At 69.4% G+C, this 20,145-nt stretch carries 19 protein-coding genes; all 19 read right to left on the bottom strand.

What is annotated here, in order from left to right:
- Positions 1–16: 16 nt before the first annotated feature.
- Entirely contained in the window at positions 17–2,359 is a 2,343-nt protein-coding gene (locus RH864_RS13545; RefSeq protein ID WP_310518090.1) for a choice-of-anchor M domain-containing protein, read from the bottom strand.
- Between the two features lie 259 nt (positions 2,360–2,618).
- Positions 2,619–3,170, bottom strand: a complete 552-nt coding sequence (locus tag RH864_RS13540; protein ID WP_310518089.1) for a carboxymuconolactone decarboxylase family protein — start codon at positions 3,168–3,170, stop codon at positions 2,619–2,621.
- Positions 3,167–4,174 carry an ABC transporter ATP-binding protein gene (locus RH864_RS13535; RefSeq protein ID WP_310518088.1) on the bottom strand — a complete coding sequence of 336 codons (1,008 nt, stop codon included), beginning with the start codon at positions 4,172–4,174 and terminating at the stop codon, positions 3,167–3,169. Before RH864_RS13535 ends, RH864_RS13540 begins: the two co-directional genes overlap by 4 nt.
- Positions 4,171–4,992: an ABC transporter ATP-binding protein gene (locus tag RH864_RS13530; protein WP_310518087.1), complete on the bottom strand. Its 822-nt coding sequence runs from the start codon at positions 4,990–4,992 to the stop codon at positions 4,171–4,173. The genes RH864_RS13535 and RH864_RS13530 overlap by 4 nt, the downstream gene beginning before the upstream one ends.
- The gene (locus tag RH864_RS13525) at positions 4,989–6,734 is read right to left on the bottom strand and encodes a thiamine pyrophosphate-binding protein (protein WP_310518086.1); all 1,746 of its coding nucleotides are present in this window, start codon (positions 6,732–6,734) and stop codon (positions 4,989–4,991) included. Before RH864_RS13525 ends, RH864_RS13530 begins: the two co-directional genes overlap by 4 nt.
- On the bottom strand, positions 6,731–8,434 hold the full coding sequence (locus RH864_RS13520; protein WP_310518085.1) for a thiamine pyrophosphate-binding protein: 1,704 nt from the start codon (positions 8,432–8,434) through the stop codon (positions 6,731–6,733). Before RH864_RS13520 ends, RH864_RS13525 begins: the two co-directional genes overlap by 4 nt.
- Positions 8,421–9,284 carry a sugar phosphate isomerase/epimerase family protein gene (locus RH864_RS13515; RefSeq protein ID WP_310518084.1) on the bottom strand — a complete coding sequence of 288 codons (864 nt, stop codon included), beginning with the start codon at positions 9,282–9,284 and terminating at the stop codon, positions 8,421–8,423. The genes RH864_RS13520 and RH864_RS13515 overlap by 14 nt, the downstream gene beginning before the upstream one ends.
- Positions 9,285–9,290: 6 nt before the next feature.
- Positions 9,291–10,517 carry a DegT/DnrJ/EryC1/StrS family aminotransferase gene (locus RH864_RS13510; RefSeq protein ID WP_310518083.1) on the bottom strand — a complete coding sequence of 409 codons (1,227 nt, stop codon included), beginning with the start codon at positions 10,515–10,517 and terminating at the stop codon, positions 9,291–9,293.
- Between the two features lie 65 nt (positions 10,518–10,582).
- Positions 10,583–11,230, bottom strand: a complete 648-nt coding sequence (locus RH864_RS13505) for a PIG-L deacetylase family protein (RefSeq protein WP_310518082.1) — start codon at positions 11,228–11,230, stop codon at positions 10,583–10,585.
- A complete protein-coding gene (locus tag RH864_RS13500) occupies positions 11,230–12,069 on the bottom strand; it encodes a sugar phosphate isomerase/epimerase family protein (protein WP_310518081.1) in 840 nt (279 codons plus the stop codon). Before RH864_RS13500 ends, RH864_RS13505 begins: the two co-directional genes overlap by 1 nt.
- A complete protein-coding gene (locus RH864_RS13495; RefSeq protein ID WP_310518080.1) occupies positions 12,066–12,803 on the bottom strand; it encodes a PIG-L deacetylase family protein in 738 nt (245 codons plus the stop codon). The genes RH864_RS13500 and RH864_RS13495 overlap by 4 nt, the downstream gene beginning before the upstream one ends.
- Before the next feature lie 30 nt (positions 12,804–12,833).
- Positions 12,834–13,841, bottom strand: a complete 1,008-nt coding sequence (locus tag RH864_RS13490; protein WP_310518079.1) for an ABC transporter permease — start codon at positions 13,839–13,841, stop codon at positions 12,834–12,836.
- Between the two features lie 60 nt (positions 13,842–13,901).
- Complete coding sequence (locus tag RH864_RS13485) at positions 13,902–15,476, bottom strand: ABC transporter substrate-binding protein (RefSeq protein WP_310518078.1); 1,575 nt, start codon at positions 15,474–15,476, stop codon at positions 13,902–13,904.
- Positions 15,454–16,413, bottom strand: coding sequence for a nickel transporter permease (gene nikC / locus RH864_RS13480; protein WP_310518077.1), 960 nt, complete (start codon positions 16,411–16,413; stop codon positions 15,454–15,456). The genes RH864_RS13485 and nikC overlap by 23 nt, the downstream gene beginning before the upstream one ends.
- The gene (locus RH864_RS13475; RefSeq protein ID WP_310518076.1) at positions 16,410–17,195 is read right to left on the bottom strand and encodes an amidohydrolase family protein; all 786 of its coding nucleotides are present in this window, start codon (positions 17,193–17,195) and stop codon (positions 16,410–16,412) included. The genes nikC and RH864_RS13475 overlap by 4 nt, the downstream gene beginning before the upstream one ends.
- Complete coding sequence (locus RH864_RS13470; RefSeq protein ID WP_310518075.1) at positions 17,192–18,025, bottom strand: amidohydrolase family protein; 834 nt, start codon at positions 18,023–18,025, stop codon at positions 17,192–17,194. Before RH864_RS13470 ends, RH864_RS13475 begins: the two co-directional genes overlap by 4 nt.
- 40 nt (positions 18,026–18,065) lie before the next feature.
- A complete protein-coding gene (locus RH864_RS13465) occupies positions 18,066–18,809 on the bottom strand; it encodes an SDR family NAD(P)-dependent oxidoreductase (protein WP_310518074.1) in 744 nt (247 codons plus the stop codon).
- The gene (locus RH864_RS13460) at positions 18,806–19,684 is read right to left on the bottom strand and encodes an IclR family transcriptional regulator (protein ID WP_310518073.1); all 879 of its coding nucleotides are present in this window, start codon (positions 19,682–19,684) and stop codon (positions 18,806–18,808) included. Before RH864_RS13460 ends, RH864_RS13465 begins: the two co-directional genes overlap by 4 nt.
- A gap of 162 nt (positions 19,685–19,846) precedes the next feature.
- Positions 19,847–20,145, bottom strand: a 299-nt coding sequence (locus tag RH864_RS13455; RefSeq protein ID WP_310518072.1) for a metallophosphoesterase family protein, incomplete at its 5' end; no start/stop codon positions are given.

Genomic DNA, 20,145 nt, shown 5'->3' with positions numbered 1-20,145 from the left:
ACCCGGCTGCGGTCGGTCAGTCCTGCGCAGCCCCGCGACGCCGGGCCGCGAGCACGGATGCGGCGCCGAGCAGCAGGAGCAACGCCCCGCCGACGACGATCCCGCTGATCTCGGCACCCGTCGAGGCGAGCGCGGTGCTGCCCGCTCGGGAGCCGTCGCCCGCGGGCGCTGCCGCGCCGTCACCGGCCGGGGGCGTCTCGCCGTCGCCACCCGGGGCCGGCGTGGGCTCGAGCTGTGCGGGATCGCCCGGGTCCGGCGTGGTCCCGGCCGCCGTCACCGACAGCGTGTGCGGCAACGACTCGGCGATCACGGCGTGGGTCTCGTCGAAGAGGCGGAGCACGAGCTGGGCGCCGTCGTCCTCGAGGGTGACCGGGTACGCCAGGTCGGCGTCCCGCGACTGGTCGACCCACACGAAGTCGGAGGCTCCGGCCCGCTTGACGTACCAGTGGTAGTGGTGGATGCCGCTGTCCGGGTTCTGCGTGGACGTGAGGTGCGCGGTCTCGCCGGCCACGTAGGACGGCTGGTCGGCCTCGACGAGCAGCTCGGTGACCACCGGCCGCTGCTGCGCCGTGATCGTGACCGGCTCGGATGCGGCGTGCACCTCACCGTCGTGGAGGAGCTCGACCTTCACCTGCACGCCGCTGTTCTCGAGCGTCGGCTTGAACGAGTACTCCGCGGCCGTCAGCCCGTCCACGACCGTGAACGTGTCGGCGCCGGGCTGCTTGACCGACCAGCGGTGCTCGGTGAGCCCCGTCGGGGTGGACTGCGTCGCGGTCAGCCTCGCGGTCTGTCCGACCCAGTAGTCGTCGGCGGCACGGTCGGTGCCGATGGCGAGGTCGGTGTCGGGGATGACGTGGCCGTGGTCGTCGAGGTGCACGATGGCGGGTGCCGATTCGGCGTACGGGCGGCCGTCGTCGTAGGTGAGCCTGGCGACGATCGCGGCACCCGCGAGCTCCTCGGTGGCCTCGAACTCGTAGGCCGGGTCGTGTTCGCCCGCGATGAGCCGGGGTTCGGTCTCGCCCTGCGGCTGCACGGTCCACTCGAACCGGCCGAGCACGGAGGCCGGGTCGACGGCCGCGGTCAGCGACACGGTGTCGCCGGAGTGGTAGTGGCCGGCGAGCCCGGTGATGGAGACCTTCTGGAGGGGCGCGGCGCCGTGGTCGTCGACGTCGATGGTCACCGGGTCGGACTCGGCCAGGACGTTGGCGTCGGCGTCGAGCACGGCGACGCGAACGGATGCCTCGGTGAGGGCCTGTTCAGCGGTGAGCCGCGCGGTCGCACCCGTCTCTGCGAGCGCGACCGGCGCCGTCTGGTCGGTGCGCTGCACCGTCCACCGGTACGTCGCGTCGGCGAGCTCGGGCTCGGTGTTCGCGATCAGGTCGATCGGCGATCCGCTGTGGTAGTGGTGGGCGAGCGGCGCGATGCTGACGGTCGGCTCGGCGGGCTCGGTGGCTGCGCTGATGGTGACGGGCGGGGATTCGACGACGAACGGGCTGCTCGCCGAGACATCCTGCCCGCCCGAGACCGTCGCGCGGACCTGCGCGCCGTCGGCGGCGGTGATGGTCAACTCGCTCCCGCTGGCGCCGGTGATCCGCTGCCATTCGGCGTCCGTGTTCGCGCGGGTGTACCAGGCGAAGTCGCTGAACGTCGCGTCGGCCGGGGTCTGGGCGGCCGTCAGGGTGAGCTCTGCTCCCGGCTCGACCGTCGATGCCGCGCCCTCGATCGTGAGCGCGGTCGGCGCCGGCGCCACGATGAACGTGTAGTCCGCCGAGTTCGTCGTCGACGTGCGCGTGCCGTCTCCGCTCGTGACCGTGGCCTGTGCGGTGAGCTCGTACCTGCCGGCCTCGGTGAACGCCCAGTTGCTGTGCACGTGGGCGGGCGCCGTCTGGGTGATCGTCGCGGGCAGCTTCCACGTGCCGGTCAGGATCTGACGCGGGTCGCCGAACGGCCCCTGCGACCAGAGGAACACCTCGCCGGGCCCGGAGACATCCGTGATCTCGATCTCGATTCTGGCGTTCGAGCCGTACGCCGATGCGATGCCCTGGCTGTCCCACCCGGGCCACAGCAGGTTCGGGTCCTGGGTGAGGGGCAGCTGGTATGCGGCACCCTGGAGGCCGGCCGGCCTGTACTGCGCGGGGACCCCGTCGACGATGGCCTGGCTCTTGACGAAGAGCTCGACGGACTCGGGCGTGCGCTCGACGTGCGAGCCCGTGACGTCCTCCTTCAGGGCGAGCCGGACCGAGCCGTCGTCGTTGAGCGAGAGCGCGAACGCGTCGATGTGCCCATGGTCGAAGCGGATGGGATCGTCGATCGGCTCGGCGGCGAATGCCGGCGACGGGGCGAGCAATGCTCCCGTCACGGCAAGGAGCCCGGCCAGACCGGTAGCGACCCTCGAACGAGTCTTGACGTGCATGACTGCCTTTCCACACGACCCTCGCGGGGCCGTTATTGAAAACGATTATCATGCTCACCATATGGGGACGGAGGACTGACGTGCAATTCGGGTACATCGAGCCGACGGCGCGAGATGTGTTCGCGCAGAGGATCTCGGCTGGGAGTGACCAGCGACGATCAACGAGGCGAGTGCTCGTCGGGCCACGGTCTCGGGCCCCGGCACGTCACTCGACGGCGAAGGTACGCATGAGCGTGGCCAACAGGTCGTAGTAGCCGACGAGCACCACGAGTTCGACCGCGCCCTCCTCCCCGTACGATGCGAGCACCCTGCCGAGGAGCGCATCGGACACCGGGGTGCGCTCGAGCAGGGCGCGGGCGATGGTCACCGCGTCGGCGACGGCCGGGTCCGCCGGGGTCTCTCCGTGTCGCAGCGCGTCGATCATCGCCTCATCGGCCCCGTGTTTCGTGGCCAGGTCGAGGTGTGCTCGCCACTCGAACGGTGACCGACGAGCGGTCGCCACGCACAGGATGACCACCTCCCGGACGAGCGGCGGCAAGGTTCCCCCGTACCGGAGCGCCTCGCCGAGTCGATGAAGCGGCATCCCGACGGCGGGTGCTCTGACCATGGCGTTGAACGGCCCCGGAAGACCCGAATCCGGATCGACCACGCCCATCGAGCGGAAGAAGTCCGCGCGCCGGCCCGTCGCGATCGCCCGGTGCACGGCCGCGCGGATCTCGTCGAGCTCGTCGACCGGCGTGATCTCCAGGCCGCTCATGCCACGCCCTGCCGCCGGGGCGCAGGCGCAGGTTCGGGGAAGTGGCACGCGACGGAGTCCACCTGGTCGTCGAGCCGGGGCTCGACCGACGCGCAGACATCCTGGGCCTTCCAGCACCGGGTCCGGAAGCGGCACCCGCTCGGGGGCTTCATCGGACTGGGGACGTCACCGCGCAGCTCGATCCGCTCGCTGTGCTCCTTCCGGAGCGCGCGCAACGGATTCGGCGTGGCCGAGAGCAGGGCCTTCGTGTAGGGATGGCGCGGAGCGGTGAATATCTGCTCCGCCGGTCCGATCTCCACGATCTTGCCGAGATACATGACGATGACCCGGTCGGCGATCGACCGGATCACGGGCAGGTCGTGCCCGATGAAGAGCATGGTCAGCGAGCGCTCCCGCGTGAGCTCGCGCAGCAGTTCGAGCACCTGCGCCTGCACCGACACGTCGAGACCGGAGGTGGGCTCGTCGCAGACCAGGAGCTCGGGTTGGACGGCGAGCGCACGAGCGATCCCGATGCGTTGGCGCTGGCCGCCCGAGAACTGGTGCGGGAAGCGCTCGAGGGCCGCGACGGGCAGACTGACGGCTTCCATCAACCGCGCGGCGTGCTCGCCCCGCCGTGCGGGCGGGACGACGGAGGGCTGCGCCCGCCAGCCCTCGCCGATGATGCGCCGAACCCGCATGCGCGGATCCAGCGAGGCGAAGGGATCCTGGAAGACCATCTGCACCTTCGCACGGAAGGCCCGGCGCTCCGTCCGACTCATCCGGTCCGTGTCCACGCCGTCGAACTGGATGTTCCCACCAGTCGGGTGCTCGAGCCCGACGAGGGTGCGCGCCAGCGTGCTCTTCCCGCACCCGGACTCCCCCACGATGCCCACGGTCTCGCCCCGTTGGACGGAGAAGCTCACCCCGTCGAGCGCTCCGATCGTCTTCGCACCCGTGCGCATCCGTTCGAGATACGGGAGCGGGAAATGCTTGCGCAGGTCCTGCACCTCGAGGAGCGCGGTCACGACTCCACCCCCGCCGCCTGGAACGCCGGCGAGGCCGCGAGCAGCGTCTTCGTGTACTCGTGCTCGGGTCGCAGGTAGATATCCTCGGTCGCGCCGGCCTCGACGACCGCGCCGTCCTTCAGCACGAGCACCTGGTCGGCCATCTCGGCGACGACCCCGAGGTCGTGACTGATGAGGATGAGCGCCGACCCGGTCTCCTGGTGCACTCGCCTGATGAGGGCGAGGATCTGCGACTGGATCGTCGCATCCAGCGCGGTCGTCGGCTCGTCCGCGATGAGGATCCGCGGCTCGAGCGCCAGGGCGATGGCGATCAGCACTCGTTGACGCATTCCACCGGAGAACTGATGCGGATACTGGCCGGCGCGGCGCGCGGCATCCGGGATGCCGACGCTCTCGAGGGCCTCGACCGCCCGTTTCTTGGCTGCCGACCGCCGAAGGCCCGCTCGCTTGCGGAAGACCTCGGCGATCTGCCAGCCGACCGTGTACGCCGGGTTCAGCGCGGATTGCGCGTCCTGGAAGACCATCGCGATCTCCGTGCCGCGGAGTCGCTGGAACGCGGTCTCGCCGAGTCCGACGAGCTGAGTGCCGTCGTAGACCGCAGATCCGAGTGTCGTGGCGTTGTCGTCGAGGATGCCCATGAGCGCACGCGCGATCGCGGTCTTCCCGGAGCCCGATTCGCCGAGCAACGCGAGCGAGCCGCCGGCGTCGAGCTGGAAGCTCACGCCGCGCACCGCCTCGACCTCCCCGTGGTCGGTGTCGAATCGGACCGCGAGATCCGCCACGTCGAGGAGCGGCCCGGTCGAGGCCACGGCGTTCACGAGGTCGCCTCGCGCGCGATGGCCGCTCCCGCGGCGAAGATGTCGTTCACATCCCAGTGACCGGTGCCCTGAATGCGCGGCTGACCGGTGACCGGAACGACCACGACGGCCGGCCCACGATGCGCGAGCGCCGCCTCGACGGCGCCGTCGAGCTCGTCGGCCGACGTGACCGTCGCCGTCCAGGCGCCGAACGAGGAGGCGAGGGCCGCGTAGTCGATGGAGTACGGATCCCCGTCGTCGTCGATGAAGTCCGTGCCGAGCCGGCGCCCGAAGTGCTTCGACTGGTAGATCGCGATCGAGGCGTAGCCGCCGTTGTCGAGCACGATCCAGGTCAGGTCCTCGTCGGCAGCCACTGCCGTCGGCAGTGCGGCGAGGCACGCGAGGAGCGCGCCATCGCCGATCACCGCGACGACCGGGATGCCGGCCTCGGCCACACCGAGGGGCGCGGCGACCTCCTGCCCCATCGTCCCGAAGCCGCTCGCGACGACGAGCGTGCGCGGGCGCCTGACCGGGAAATGCTGGGCGACGGCGTGACGCACGCCGACGCCGCTGACGAGGACCGTGTCGTCGGAGATGAGCCGGCGAAGCCGGGTGAGCAGGTACGCCGGTTCGAACGGCACGGAGGCGACGGTTCGGGTCTCGGCCAACTCGGCGTGCCATTCCCGCTTCGCCGTGGCGAGGCGGTCCGTCCAGGACCCGGGCACTCGGAAGCCGTCCAGCGCACGTGCGAGGTCCGACACCGCGGGCCCGGCGTCCGCGCACACGCCGACCGTCGCGGGGAACACGCGGTCGATGGTGGCCGGATCGATATCGATGTGCACGAGTCGCGCCGGAGGAAAACCCGCGAAGTACTCGGGCCTCCACGAGCTGGAGTCCATCTCAGGGAACCGCGTGCCGACGGCGATGATGACGTCCGCCTCGCGAATCGCGGCGTTGCCGGTGCGGGTGCCGACGACGCCCGTGGTGCCGAGTGCGAGGTCGTGGTCTTCGTCGATGACCCCCTGGCCCGACATGGTCGTGACCACGGGGATGCCGGTCTCGTTCACGAGCGCGAGCACCGCCTCGGGCGCACCGGGTGCGAGCGCGCCGCCGCCGCAGTACAGCACCGGGCGCGCCGCGTCCCGGACGAGCTCGGCGGCTTCCGAGATCGCCTGAGGATCGGCGTGCGGACTGAACCGCATCCTGCGCGCGGGTGCCGGAGCATGCTCCACCGGCGCGGAGAAATAGTCGAGTGGCACGTGGAGCAGGACGGGGCCCGGGCGCCCGTTGACCGCTTCCGCGTAGGCGCGCGAGAACTCGCGGACCAGATCGCCGGCGCTCCCTACCTCGATCACCCGTTTCGTGAGCGGCCGGAAGATCTCCGCCTGGGTGTTGTCGGCGATGACGGAGAGCGCCTGCAGCGGATCGCGTTGCACGTACTCGGACGGCACGCCGCCCGTGATCACGAGCACAGCGGATGAGTCGAGGAGCGCATCACCGAGCCCGGTCGCGAGGTTCGTGGCGCCGGGGCCGACCGTGGTCACCACGGCCGCGACGCGTCCGCTGGACCGGAAGTACGCGTCGGCGGCGTGGATCGCGACCTGCTCGTGATACGCGCTCACGAACCGCATTCGCGGTTCGCCCGCGATCGCGTCGATCAGCGGAAGATTGCCGTGCCCGACGGTTCCGAAGACCGTCGTGATCCCCTGCTCCAGCATGGCTCGCACGAGTGCTTGCGCGGCCGTCTCGGTTGTCGTGCTCATTGCGGTCTCTCCGTGTCGTCGTGGTGGTGGGTCCCGGTACGGGCGAGGAAATCGGCGTGGACGCTGTCGAGATACCATCGGGTCATCACGCCGCGCCGGAGCCGGAAGTCGAGCAGGACCGGTCGGCCGGGATGGCTCTCGAGATGGCGCTGCGCCGCCTCCAGCCCGGTGTCGTCCTCGATGGTCAGGGCGGACAGGCCCATGGCCTGCGCGATCGGCGCGAAGGCCACTCGCGGGAAGACCGCGAGCTGCTCGTCTTCGCCCCGGTGCTGGAGCTCGTACACCTCCACGCCGTAGGCGTCGTCGTCGTAGACGGCGACGACGACGGGCAGTCCGCTCCTGGCGACGGTCTCGAGCTCCTGCAGGCTCGACATCAGCCCGCCGTCGCCGATCGCGCAGACCGTGGGGAGATCGCGATGAGCGCTGCTCACGCCGATCGCGGTCGCTAGGCCGAGCCCGATCGAGCCGAAGTGGAGCGTGAACGCGTGCCGGTCGGGCGCGCGTACGCCGATGTGGACGGATGGCTCGGACGTGAAGTATCCGAGATCGAGTGCGAGCGCGCGATCGGCGGGCAGCACCCGGTCGAGCCACTGGGAGACGACGCGAAGATCCAGCCCGCTCGGATCGGATTGGTCGTCGATGACGTCGGGCGCAGCGGGTCGCGCGTGCCAGGCGGTCCGATCGCCGCGAAGCCCGTCAGTCAGCGCGCGGGCGGTCACCGCGCTGTCGCCGGTCAGCTCGAGGATGCGCGCCGCGCCGGCGCCGCGCAGGTCGGGCTTCTGCTGCCGCGTGTCGACCCGGATCAGCGTCTTCCCGCGGAGCAGGCGACCGCTCGAGGTGGTGAACTGGTTCAGGCTCGCGCCGAACACGACGATGACATCACTGGCCGCGGCCAGGTCACGTGCGCGCTCGGTCGAGAACCCGCCGATCACCCCGAGCGATGTCGGGTCGCCGTCGAAGTACCCCTTCATCGGCAGCGTCGTTCCGACGAGCGCACCCACGCGTCGCGCGAGCGCGAGAAGCTCAGCGCGGGCTCCGCGGGCCCCGCGACCCGCGAGCAGGAGGGGGCGCTCGGCCGCGGCGAGCGCGGCGATGGCGGCAGCGGATGCATCGGGGTCGGCGCGCGGGCCGCCGGCCGACGTCATCCGGTCCCTGGCATGCACCGATGCCGCCGCGAAGAGCGCACGCGTGTCGGCTGTGACCGGCTGCACCTGCGTCTCGGTGGGGATCTCGAGCACCACCGGCGCCCGCTCGGTCTGCGCGAGCGAGAACGCCTCCGCGATCGTGTCGGCCGCAGAGGCGGCATCGTCGACCCGCCGGTACCGGACGTGTCCGGTGCCCTCCACCAGCTCCCGCTGATCGATCCACTGCGGCTCATTCCTGCGATCGGGCGCGATCCCGCCCGTGAGCAGCACGAGCGGAGTGCCGCCTTTTGCGGCGCCGATCAGCGGATTCAGTGCGTTGGCGAGCGCGGGCCCCTGCGACACGACGGCCACGGCGAGCCGCTCGGTGGCTTGTGCGTAGCCGTCGGCCGCAGCGACGACGCCGTCCTCGCGGCGCATCGCGACCCACGTCACCCCTTCGCGCTCCAGGGCGAGCATGAGGGCGAGGTTCGCTTCGCCGAGAAGGCCGAACACCGTGTCGACGTCATACGCGCGCACGAACCGCGCGACGATCTCGGCCACATCAGGTGAGGGCATCGATCATCTCCTCCTCCGCGCTCAGGAACGCGAGCGAGCGGTCGAGCCATCGTTCGCGCGACCGGCCCGAGCGGAACGGCTCCAGGAGCAGCGGAACCTCGGGCATCTCGGTGCGCAGGGCCTGGACGAGCCCGCGCATGTTGAGCGAGCCCTCGCCCAACGGCACGGTGATGGACCGCCCACGACGGGCCTCGATGAGCGGACGGCACTCCGGGTCGGCGCCGTGCACCTGCTGGACGTGCCTGGTGACGTCCTTCAGGTGCACGGCGGAGATATGCGGCCGCAGCCGCGTGTACGCGTACGGGTACGCGTCCTCTCCGGCGATGGCGAGGTTGGCCGGGTCGAAGGTGAGCGCGACCGTGTGCGGCGGCAACGCACCCATCAGATCCTCGATGTCCTCGACCGACTCGAGATCGACGCCCGCACTGCGGGTGAACACGTTCTCCACGACGAGCTGGACCTCGCAGCGCGCCGCTTGCTCGGCGAGCGCGAGGACCCGCTCGGCGAAGCGCCTCCGCGCCGCTCGGCCCCCGAGATCGCTCGATCCGCCGAACATGAACCCGGCTCGACGGATTCCGAGCTCGCCGGCGAGCCGGATGGAGCGGCTGACCGCCGCGACATGATCGGCCAGGTCGACCTCAGCGCTGCCGAGCTTCGAGAGCGTCGACAGCGCCGTGATCTCCACGTCGCGGCGAGCCGCCCACCGGGCCAGCGAACGCACCTCTGCGTCATCGGACCGGTCGATGTACAGCTCCATGCACCCCAGCCCACGGTCCCGCACCGCCTCCAGGCACTCCTGCGGAGTGGGGTAGTCGAGGGTGATGAGGCCGAGCCGACGCCGGAGAGACATGGGTGCTCAGGACTCCATCGCTCGCCGGAACGAGGAGATCACGAGGTCGACCTGCTCGTCCGTGAGGTGCGGGTAGAGCGGCAGCTGCAGCGAGTTCTCCGCAGACCACTCGGCGATCGGGCTGGTCGGACGATACCCCCGCTTCTGGTACAGGTCGAACAGGTAGCTCGGCCGGTAGAGGCCGGGAACGGTGTGGACCCCGTACTCGTTCAGCAGCGTCCGGTGCAGCTCATGGTTCGTCCGCCCCGCCAGCTCGGGATCGATCATCAGCGCGTAGATGTGGTACGTGTGCACACGGTCCGGTGCCTCGTAGGGCGGCGTCACGCCTGGCAGGTCGGCGAGCGCGTCGCTGAACCGGTGCGCGATCTCCCGACGACGTGCGATGAAGTCGGGCAACTTGTCGAGCTGAGCCCGGCCGACCGCTGCCTGCGCCTCCGTCATCCGCAGGTTCGACGGGATGTAGCCGTCCACGTCGTCGACGCCGTACGGGCGCGGACCGGGGGTGCCGTCGTCGTGCGGATCGCCGGGATAGCGACTCCCCATCGAGCGCAGCCACGGGATCTTCACCGCGAAATCGTCGCGGTTGGTCGTGATCATCCCGCCCTCGCCGAGGGTCGTCATGTTCTTGATGGCGTGGAAGCTGAAACATCCCACGTCGCCGAACGATCCGGCCGACGCGCCCTTGTAGCTCGCTCCCTGCGTGTGCGCGCAGTCCTCGACCACGAGGAGGTCATGCTCGCGAGCGATGGCCATGATCTCGTCCATGTCGCACATCTGCCCGGCGACGTGCGTGACGAAGAGGGCTTTCGTGCGCGGCGTGATCGCCTCCCGTATCTTCGCCGGGTCGATGTTGAACGTGCGCGCGTCGACGTCGACGAAGACGGGGACCGCGCCCTGGGCAAGCACGGCCTGGTTCGTCGAGACGAAGGTGATGGGCGTCGTGACGACCTCGTCACCGGGCTCGAGGCGGCACAGCTGTGCCGCCATGTGCAGCGCAGTGGTGCAGTTGGATGCGGTGTACGCGTAGTCCACCCCGTGCGCCTGCCGCCACTCCTCCTCGAAGAGATGCGTCTCGAGCCCGGTCGTGAGCCAGCCGCTCTCCATGACCCGTTTGACCGCGTCGAGCTCCTCATCGCCGTACGGGGCTCCCAGGAAGCTGTAGGGCACGCGGACCTCGACGTCCTCCGGCGGCGTGTACAGGGTGCGGTAGATGCTGTGCTGAACTCTCGTCATCGATGGTTCCTCCTCATTGGTCTTCGGCTCACTGGTCGTCTGACTGGACGCGGGGAATCGCGGGGTCATGGCAGCACCCGGTAGGGACGCAGCCTTCCCCAGGCGGGCTCCATCCCGAACGCCTCGGCGCGCTCCCGCTGGACCTGGACTCCGCGCGCTCCGCTGAGCGCCTCAGCTGCGACCAGGTGCGCCTCGGCCTCCTCGAAGCACTTGATCGCGGCACGCTTGGCCGCCCAGGCGGAGTCGATGTCGACGTACTCCGGCGTCCCGGAAGCGAATCCGAGCGTCGGATCGGTGTGCAGGATCATCGCCCTCACGGACGCCGCGGAGACTCCCGATGGCGATGGGTAGTTGGGCACGCACGCGCAATACGCCGCGCCGAACACCAGGCGGGAGAGTTCGCGCTCCTTCGCGTGGATCGAGTTGCCCGACGGCGCCAGGATCACGTCCGGTGAGACGCCGCGGATGACGTCCATGAGCGCATCGCGGGCGGCGCGCTCGTCCGCGATGCGCTCGAGCTCGACGGCGTCGTGCAAGCGGACGTCGAGTCCCGCGAACGCCTCGCGCGCGCGTCGGGTGTCCTCCGGGGGAGAGCTCACGTCTCGCACCAGCACCGCGTGCACGTCGTTCCCGGCGTCCGCCCACATCCGCAGCGTCCCGCCCGCGGCGATCACGAGGCCCGCCGCGTCGGCTCCGACCGCAAGCACCTGCATCAGAGTCCCCTTCCCTTGACGAAGTCCAGACCGGCACGGAAACAGTCGTCGATGCGGTCGTCGGGCACGTGGCCCTCGATCGTGATCGGCAGGTCGAGTCCGTCGTCGGCGATCCGGTCGAGCAGCTCACCGTTGGGGGTGATGCCCTGCCCGACGGGGACGAACATGAACGCGCCGTGCACGAGGTCGTGCACGATCCGGCCGTCGTAGTCCGCGTCGGTCACCGGGTCGTACGGCCGCGCATCCTTGACGTGGACGTTCCGGATGTAGGGCTTCAGCGTTCGGTAGGAGTCCTCGAACGGCTGCCCGCCGATGGCGAAGTTGCAGAGGTCGAAGTTCAGCGCGAACGCGGGCGACCCCACCGCGTGGATGAGATCCACGCAGCCCTGGGCGGTGTTCGTCGCCTCGCCCGGCGCATGGCTGAAGTGGTTCTCGATCAGGATGGTCACCCCGAGGTCCTCCGCACGACGGACGCTGCGCTCGACGAGCTTCGCGTAACGCTCGATGCCCTCGTCGATCGGCCGTGTGGGGTGTCCACCGAAGTATGCGATGGCGAACGGTGCGCCGACCGCCTCCGCGGCGGTGAGGCTCTCATCGAGCAACGCGATCATGCGCGCAGTGTCCTCATCCGAGTCGACCGAGTTGGGTTTGCTGAGGCTCGCCACCGACGTGACGGTGAATCCGCGTTCGCGGACCGCTCGGGCGGCCTCCTCGCGCGTGGCCGACGTCAGGTTGTTCGGCACGGCCAGCTCGCACTGGCTCACGCCCAGCGCGGCTGCCCGCTCGAGCGCCTCCCCGATCGGCTGGGCGTACTCGAAGACCGCGATTCCGACGCTCATTTGACCTCCTCCTCGACTCGCTTCATGGGCACGCTCGGCACATCGGCGAACGGCCAGGACACCCCGGGGGTCGCGGGCTGGAAGCCCTCGGCGAGTCCGATTCCCGCCTGGAGACCGCGCCATCCCGCAGCCGTACGGACCATGTAGGGCATGTGCGCGTGCCGGGCGGCCGACATCCAGGTCATCTGCGACCGGTGGCACTCCAGCATCTGTACCTTGAGCTCGAGCGTCTGGGCGATGTCCACGACCTCGGTCGGGGCGAACTCGACCGCGCCGACCGTGTCCATGAACCAGATCGGCGTGTCCGGCGCGACGGCGGCGCCGGCCGCCAGCGCGAGCTCGCCGGTGATCCGGTGATCCGGGTGGTAGTCGTCGGGACGATGCGTGAACACGACATCGGGGGCGTGCGCCCGCCAGAGCGTGCCGAGGCGATCGATCGTCTCCTCGTCCGGATACAGCTCGAGGTCGCCGCAGAAGCGTCCGTCGACGCTCGCTCCGATGAGCGACGCGGATTCGGTGGCCTCGTCGTGGCGGGTGCGCGCGAGCACCTCCGGAGCGTCTTTGCCCCCCTTGTCGCCGTAGGTCATGTGCACCAGGACGACCTCGTGCCCGGCGTGGGCGAGTCGGGCCATGGTGCCGGCGCAGCACAGCTCGACATCGTCGGGGTGTGCCGCGATCACCAGGACCTTCGACGGCGGCCCGTGCCGGGACTCCGCGGTGGTGGACGTACTCATAGGCTGGGCCTCCGTTCGTCGGGGTGCTCGTCAGCGGAGCGTGGGATTGAGGATGGTGTAGAGGATGTCGACGATCAGGTTCACGATCGCGTAGGCGATCGCGATGACGATCACGACGGCCATGAGCGCCGGGAAGTCCTGCCGGAACATCGCGTCCACGGCGTATCTGCCGAGTCCTGGCCAGCTGAAGATGGACTCCGTGAGCACCGCGCCGCCGAGCAGCGCACCGTAGACGATGCCGGCGACGGTGATGGTGGGCAGCAGCGCGTTGCGCACGCCGTGCACGTACAGCACCCGCCGCCGACCGAGCCCCTTGGCCTTCGCCGCACGGATGTACTCCTGCGAGAGCACATCGAGCATTCCCGCCCGCATCACACGGGCGATGGAGCCGGCCCCCATGATGCCGAGCGTGATCGCGGGGAGCGCCAAGTGCATCAGGCCGTCGCCGAACGCTGCCAGGTTGCCCTGCAGCAGGCTGTCCGTCAGGAGGAATCCGGTCCATCGTTCGGGCTGAGGGACCGCGTTGTCGGACCTGCCGCCTCCGGGGAACCACCCGAGCACGCTGTAGAAGACGAGCACGAGCAGCAGTCCGAGCCAGAAGACCGGGACGGAGGCGCCGAAGATCGCGAACAACCGGCCGAACTGGTCGGGGAACCGGCCGCGGTGCACCGCGGCGAGGATGCCGAGCGTGCCGCCGAGCGCCAGCGCGATGATGATGCCGGTGGTGGCGAGCTCGATGGTGGCGGGGAGGAACAGCGCGATCTCGGACGCCACGGCTCGCTGGGAGTAGATCGAGGTGCCCAGGTCGCCGCTCAGCAGTCGGCCGAGATAGTTGAGGTATTGCATCCAGATCGGCTCGTCGAGTCCGAGCCGTTCGCGGATCGCCTCGATCGCCTCGTCCGACGCCGTGTCACCGGCCAGCGCGACCGCCGGGTCGGACGGGATCACCTGCGTGAGCAGGAAGGTCACCAGCGTCACGCCCAGCAGGATCGGCACCATGAGCAGCACCCGGCGAACGATCATCTGCGCCACGTACATTCCGCTCACCTCCTTTCAGGTCGGTCTCGTCGACCCGGCGGACGACGCCGGGCGGTGAGCTCAGGACAGGTCGAACACCCAGATGGGCGTCCAGCTGAACCCTTCGACGCCCTCGGTCGTGACGACCGTCGCGACCGGGCGGAACATGAAGGCGTACGGGCCGTCCGCACTGAGCCGCTGACCGATCTCCTCGTAGAGCGCCCCGCGGGCATCGCCGTCGGCGAGCGTTCGGGCTTCGAGGATCATGGCGGTCAGCTCGTCGTCCTGGTACCCGAGCCGAGTCGTCGCCTGGGTGTTCCAGTCGCCGTGGGCGCTGACGATCTGGTCGGCGTCGGGGATCGTCGACCCGAAGTACCAGAGCAGAGCCGGAAGGTTGCCCTCGCGATATGCCGTGAACAGCGTGGAGAGGTCCTGGGCGACCACGTTCACGCTGATGCCGACCTCAGCGAGGTCCGCCTGGATCTTCTCCGCGACCGTCGAGAGCGGGACGCCGAGGCCACGCACCGTGTCGCCCGACACGTAGTACAGGTCGAAGGTGAATCCGTCCGGGTAGCCGGCCTCGGCGAGCAGCTCACGCGCGCGGTCCGGGTCGAACTCGTAGTCGGAGGCGAGGGAGGCGTCATGACCGGCGAGTCCCTCTGGGACCACGCCGCCCACCTTCTCGGCTTTGCCGTTGAGCAGCCCGCCGACGATGTCGTCGTAATTGATGGCGTACTTGACGGCTTCACGCACCTGCGGCTGATCGAATGGCGCGATGGCGAAGTTCATGCCGACGTAGTAGGTCGACAGGTCGACGCCCTCGAGTACCTCGAACCCGTCGCCCAGGGTCTGGACCTGCTGCGGAAGCAGGTCCAGCGCGACGTTGATGTCGCCCTGCTGGAGCGCGGCGAGCTGCTGCGAGGATTCGGCGATCACCTCGATCTCGACGGTCCGGTACATCGGCTCATCAGCCCACGGGTGCTCGTTGGCACCCAACATGACGTAGCTGTTCGGCACCCACTCGGTCACTTGATAGAGCCCCGATCCAGCCGTGTTCTCGTTGAGCCACGCCCGCTGCGCCTCGACGTCGTCGCCCGCGGCCGCGGTGACCTGCGCCTCGGAGATGATGCTCGCCGTCGTGCCGCTCAGCGAGGGCAGGAAGCTCGCGCTGGGCGTCGCGAGCACGATCTCGACGGTGTGCTCGTCGGGTGCGGACATCGTCGCGGTGCTCAGCGCGGGGCGGATCTGTGCGCCCTGTACCGCCTCCTCCCAGTCGATCACCCGCTGGAAGGAGTACAGGACGTCGGCCGAGGTCACCGGGTCCCCGGTTGCGAAGGTGGCATCCTCGGCGAGTTCGAAGGTGTACGTGAGGCCGTCCTCGGACACCGTCCAGTCCGTGGCCAGCTCGCCGGTGAGCTCGGCCGTCTCGAAGTCGTAGCTGACGAGCGTCTCGTAGACGTTGTGCAGGACGGCGATGCCCGCGGAGGCCGACTCGTTCGGCGGGTCCAGCGTCAGCACCTGGGCCGACCATCCGATCGTGAGCGTCGTCGGCGCGTCGGGTTCGGGCGATGAAGGCTGGACACAGGACGTGAGCCCGACGGACACAACCGCGATCGCTGCGATCGCTGCTGCTTTAGATGCGCTTCGTTGATGCATGTCGCGTTCTCCTTCTCTTGGTGTGCTGCCGTGGATCGAGGGCATCGCGGAGCGACTCGCCCGCGAGGTTGAATGCGAAGCCGGTGATGAGGATGGCCAGGCTCGGGTAGGTCGCGATCCACCACGCGGACTGCATGTAGATCCGGCCTTCGGAGATCATCACGCCCCATTCGGGCGTCGGCGGCTGGACTCCCAGTCCGATGAAGCTGAGGCCCGCGACGTAGACGATGGCGATGCCGACGTCCATCGTCGCCTTCACCAGCAGCGGCGGAACGGCCGCCGGGAAGACGTGCGACCCGAGGATCGGGCCGGTCCGCATGCCGAGGACGCGGGCCGCGTCGACGTACTGGACCTTGCGCTCGACCATGCCCACGCTTCGAGCAAGGCGCGCGTACTCTGGCCACCACGTCACGCTGACCGCGATCAGCACGTTCATCAGGCTGGGCCCGAGCGCCGCCGAGACCGCCATGGCGAGGATGAGCGCCGGAAATGCGAGGAAGAGGTCGGTGATCCGCATGATCGTCGTGTCCACCCAACCGCCGAGGAAGCCGGCGAGCAGCCCGAGCAGGGTGCCCAGAGCGACGGCGATGATCACGGCGGCCAACCCGATGAACAATGAGATGCGCGCTCCCGCGAGCACCCGCGAGAACACGTCCCGGCCGAGTTGGTCCGTGCCGAACAGGTGCTCGAGCGAGGGTGGCGCCAGCAGCACGGAGAAGTTCTGGGCGATCGGATCGTATGGCGCGATCAGTGGTCCGATGGCGGCGAGCAGCAACAACAGGCCGACCACGATGAAGCTCGCGATGCCCGCCCCGGGCAGCTTCGCGATCGGGCCGAAGAACGCGGAGAGTGCGAACCGGGACGTCCTCGCACGGATGTCCTCCTGCGTATCGCCTACCCGCGGCTCATCGAAGCCGCCCACGTCCACCCGGCTCATGAGCGGATGTCCCCCAGAAGCCGACGCAGATTGTCCCCGGCGATCAGGCGCTTGTCGGCGTCGGCGACGCGGGCGTACCGGGTCGCGACCAGGGACGGCCCAGGTGGGCCCCACGGGAGTCCGCTCCCGAAGAGGAGCCGGTCGGCCCCGAGCTCCCGGACGAGTGTCTCGACCCCGTGGTGCGCGGTGAAGAAGGAGAGCTCGGCGAACACGTTCGGACACGCACGCATGAGTGGGACGAGCACCCGCAGCGCCGAGAAGTTCACCCGCAGGATGATCAGCGGGATGCCGGGGAAGGAGGTCGCCATGTCGAAGATGTTGCGCGCGCTGAACCCGAGAGCTGGGCCGTCCGGGTAGCGTCCGAGATCGGATCCCGCGAGCAGGACCGGCATGCGCACGGCGTCGAATCGGCTCCAGATCGGCCCGAGGGCCCACGGGTCGACCGTGTAGCCGTTGTAGCGTGAGGCCGGTACCCGCACCGCGCCGACGTCGTCGGCGAGCATCTGCGAGATCGCTGCATCCGGGTCGGGGAAGTCGAGCGTGCTGTGCTCGGGGACGACCCACGCCGGCCGAAGCCCGGGGTGAGCGCGGACGAGGTCGAGCACCTCAACGTTGTCCTCGTGCGAGCGTTCGAGTGCGTGCGCATGCGTGACGAGAGCCTCGGTGATGTCGTGTCGAGCCAGCTCGCTCACGATCTCCTCCGGCTCGCACCGCATCGTCGGCGACGGACGGCTGACCCGCCCCACGACGACGTTCGCGTCGAAGAATTCGAGGTCGGTCATGCCGGCACCCGCGATTCGTTCATGAGCGACTGCATGGTGCCGCCGAAGATCCGCTCCTTCGACGAGTCGGGCAGCCGGGCGAACGCGACGTGCGCGATCTCGGCGGTCCAGTCGTGGAAAGGCGCGTCGGTTCCGAAGACGACCTTCTCGTCATCGAGTCGGTCGACGATGTACTCGACGATGCCCGGGTATCGTCCCATGGCGCAGAGTTCGAGGAAGACGTTGTCATGGCGCCTGGCCGTGTCGATCGCCTCCTCGAGCATGTCCCACGAGTCGTACCCGCCGGCGTGCCCGATGAGCACGTTCATGCCGGGATGAGCGGCCGCAACCTTGCCGAGATCGGCCGGCCTGCAGCGGTCGAGCTCGCTCGTCGGCCCGGCGTGGATGAGCACCGGCAGCCGGCGTTGTTCCGCGAACTCCCACGCCGGCACATAGTTCGGCCCGGTCACGGGATAGTCGTGGCTGTAGGAGGTCGGATGCACCTCGCCGATTCCGCGAACCGCCGGATGCCGGAAGCACGTCTCCAGCACGTCGACCATGTCACCCGGGTACCGAGGGTTGATGAGGACGAAGCCCGCGAACCGCTCGGGGTGCTCCTCGACCACGTCGAGCATGAGACCGTTCTGGTCGCCCGCGCCCAGGATGCTCAGGCACGCGACGTCGATGCCGAGCGCGTCCATCGAGTCGAGCATGCCTTCGGCGTCGGCGGCGGGAACGTATGCGTTCGCCGACGAGGCGGTCATGAGATGTGCGTGCGCGTCGATGACCAGACAGTCCATGGGCTCACCCGCGAGGGCGCGTTCATGAAGCCGAGTGCGTTCGTACGTCATGGCGGACTCCTTCCTGCGTTCCTATGGGGCCGGCGGCGGCTCAGTCGAGGGTGCGTCCGCCGTCGACGTACAACACCTGGCCGGTGACATATCCGGCACGTTCCGAGGCCAGGAGCAGCACCGGCCCCACGATGTCCTCAGGGGTGCCGAGGCGCCCCATCGGCACGGCACGGACGAGCTCCTCCATTCGGCCGGGCACCGAGACGTACTGCGCCGTCAGCGGGGTGACCGTATAGGCGGGGGCCACCGCGTTGACGGCGATCCGCTCGCTCGCCCATTCGACCGCCATGACGCGCACGAGCTGATTGATCGCTCCCTTGCCTGCGGCGTAGGAGCCGTGATGGGGATGTGCGAGAGATCCGGACACCGAGGACAGGACGACGATCCGGCTGCCCTCCGGAAGGTGCGGTTTGGCCGCCTGCGCGAGCCAGAGCAGACTTGCCGTGTTGACGTCCTGCGTGAGCTGCCAGCTCTCCTCTGAGATGTCGACGATCGCCTCCCGCCGGTTGATGCCCACGGCGTGAACCAGCACGTCGATGCCACCGAGGTGGTCGAGCGCGGCCTCGACGGCGCGCTCAGAACCCTCGCGAGTCGAGACATCCGCGATGGAGCCTTCGCACGACCCTCCCGCGGTCGCCAGCGCCTGCTCGACCACGGCGCTCGCCTTGTCGACGACGAACACCTGCGCTCCGACGTCGACGAAGCCCGCGGAGATCGCCGCCCCCAGCCCGCCACCGCCCGCGACCAGTACTCGCTTTCCGCTCAATCGCAACCAGTCGTTCATTCGCCGGTACCCCCGATGCCGTCTCGCACGTGCGTGTCGCCCTTCTCTTCCGTGGTGTGCTGCCCGCCCACGCGGCTGCGAAGCAGCGTGTCGTGGTCGATGGGGCCGTTGTAGCCGACGTCGCGGGATATCTGAGCGCCGCACTCGAGCAGCCTCGAGAGGAAGCGCTCGGCGAGCTCGTCGATCGTCCAGCGGGCCGCCGGCACCGCGACGTTGATGGCCGCGATCACCTTGCCGTGGTGGTTCAGGACGGGCGCGGCGATGGATCGGAGGCCGTACTCGAGCTCCTCATCCTGATACGCCCAGCCGCGCTCGCGGATCCGTTGGAGTTCGACCAGCAGGTCGGCGCCGCTTCGGATCGCCTTCCGTCCGCGCGCGGTCTCGAAGTCCAGCCGCGCGAGCCGATCCTGGAGGTCCGACTCATCGAGGTAGGCGAGCAGCAGCTTGCCCATCGAGGTGCTGGCGGAGGGGAGCAACGACCCGACGCGGATGTCGGCCGTGACGAGGTCCGCGTTCCGGACCCGGATGAGGTAGCGGACATCGGCGCGATCGAGCACGCCCAGGTTCACGGTCTCCATCGTCGCGTCGGCGAGCGCCCGCAACCGCGGGTCAGCGAACCGGACGAGATCCATCGAATCGAGCGTCGCGAAACCCAGACGCAGCAGCGCGAGGCTTGGGCGGTATGCGCCCGAGTCGAGCCGGTCGAGAATCCCCTCCGACTCCAACGCCCGGACGAACCGGAACGCCGTGGGCAGGGGAAAGCCGGTCATCTCCGCGATCGCGGTGACGGTGAGCGGCTTCCGGGCCTGGTCGAAGCAACGTAAGACGTCGAAGGCCCGCGTGACCGACTGGTTCGCGTAACGACGTTCCGGCACTTTCACTCCTTGAAAGTCACTTGCTGTGTATGAAAGAGAGGCTATGGCAGCGCGAAGGATTAAGCCAGGAAAAGTTCGAAAGACCCCGTTTCCGGGCACCACGAAGGCCGCCGCGGGGCGGGCCTGAGCCACCCCGCGACGGCCTTCCGTCGTGCGTTCCGGTTACGCGACCGGCTGCGTCTCGTCGCCGCGAATGCCGAGCCGGGCGTACGAGATCTCGAACTCCTGGTCCGCGTACGGGTCCTCGGGCGGCCCCGCGCCCTGGCCGCCCTCCGGGAGACCCTGGTAGTCGAACAGCATCGAGTACACCTTGCGGTCGGCGACCCGTCCCCGTCGTCTTCGAACGTGTCGGCGCGTGGCCGCGTCGTGGTGGTGACCCGACAGCACCATCTTCACGTTCGGGTTGGGCGCGACGACCTCGTCCTGGATCCGCTGCGGAACCGGGCCGAGCCCACCGCTCG

This window comes from Agromyces aerolatus (assembly GCF_031432255.1).
Classification (GTDB): domain Bacteria; phylum Actinomycetota; class Actinomycetes; order Actinomycetales; family Microbacteriaceae; genus Agromyces.
Note: the sequence above shows the minus strand (reverse complement) of the source record. Positions and strands in the feature narration are given on the sequence as shown.

Excerpts from the sequence above, each read along its gene's own strand:
- RH864_RS13540 (WP_310518089.1), bottom strand. The coding sequence starts at position 3,170 with ATGAGCGGCCTGGAGATCACGCCGGTCGACGAGCTCGACGAGATCCGC.
- RH864_RS13525 (WP_310518086.1), bottom strand. The coding sequence starts at position 6,734 with ATGAGCACGACAACCGAGACGGCCGCGCAAGCACTCGTGCGAGCCATG.
- RH864_RS13520 (WP_310518085.1), bottom strand. The coding sequence starts at position 8,434 with ATGCCCTCACCTGATGTGGCCGAGATCGTCGCGCGGTTCGTGCGCGCG.
- RH864_RS13515 (WP_310518084.1), bottom strand. The coding sequence starts at position 9,284 with ATGTCTCTCCGGCGTCGGCTCGGCCTCATCACCCTCGACTACCCCACT.
- RH864_RS13510 (WP_310518083.1), bottom strand. The coding sequence starts at position 10,517 with ATGACGAGAGTTCAGCACAGCATCTACCGCACCCTGTACACGCCGCCG.
- RH864_RS13505 (WP_310518082.1), bottom strand. The coding sequence starts at position 11,230 with ATGCAGGTGCTTGCGGTCGGAGCCGACGCGGCGGGCCTCGTGATCGCC.
- RH864_RS13500 (WP_310518081.1), bottom strand. The coding sequence starts at position 12,069 with ATGAGCGTCGGAATCGCGGTCTTCGAGTACGCCCAGCCGATCGGGGAG.
- RH864_RS13495 (WP_310518080.1), bottom strand. The coding sequence starts at position 12,803 with ATGAGTACGTCCACCACCGCGGAGTCCCGGCACGGGCCGCCGTCGAAG.
- RH864_RS13490 (WP_310518079.1), bottom strand. The coding sequence starts at position 13,841 with ATGTACGTGGCGCAGATGATCGTTCGCCGGGTGCTGCTCATGGTGCCG.
- RH864_RS13485 (WP_310518078.1), bottom strand. The coding sequence starts at position 15,476 with ATGCATCAACGAAGCGCATCTAAAGCAGCAGCGATCGCAGCGATCGCG.
- nikC (WP_310518077.1), bottom strand. The coding sequence starts at position 16,413 with ATGAGCCGGGTGGACGTGGGCGGCTTCGATGAGCCGCGGGTAGGCGAT.
- RH864_RS13475 (WP_310518076.1), bottom strand. The coding sequence starts at position 17,195 with ATGACCGACCTCGAATTCTTCGACGCGAACGTCGTCGTGGGGCGGGTC.
- RH864_RS13470 (WP_310518075.1), bottom strand. The coding sequence starts at position 18,025 with ATGACGTACGAACGCACTCGGCTTCATGAACGCGCCCTCGCGGGTGAG.
- RH864_RS13465 (WP_310518074.1), bottom strand. The coding sequence starts at position 18,809 with ATGAACGACTGGTTGCGATTGAGCGGAAAGCGAGTACTGGTCGCGGGC.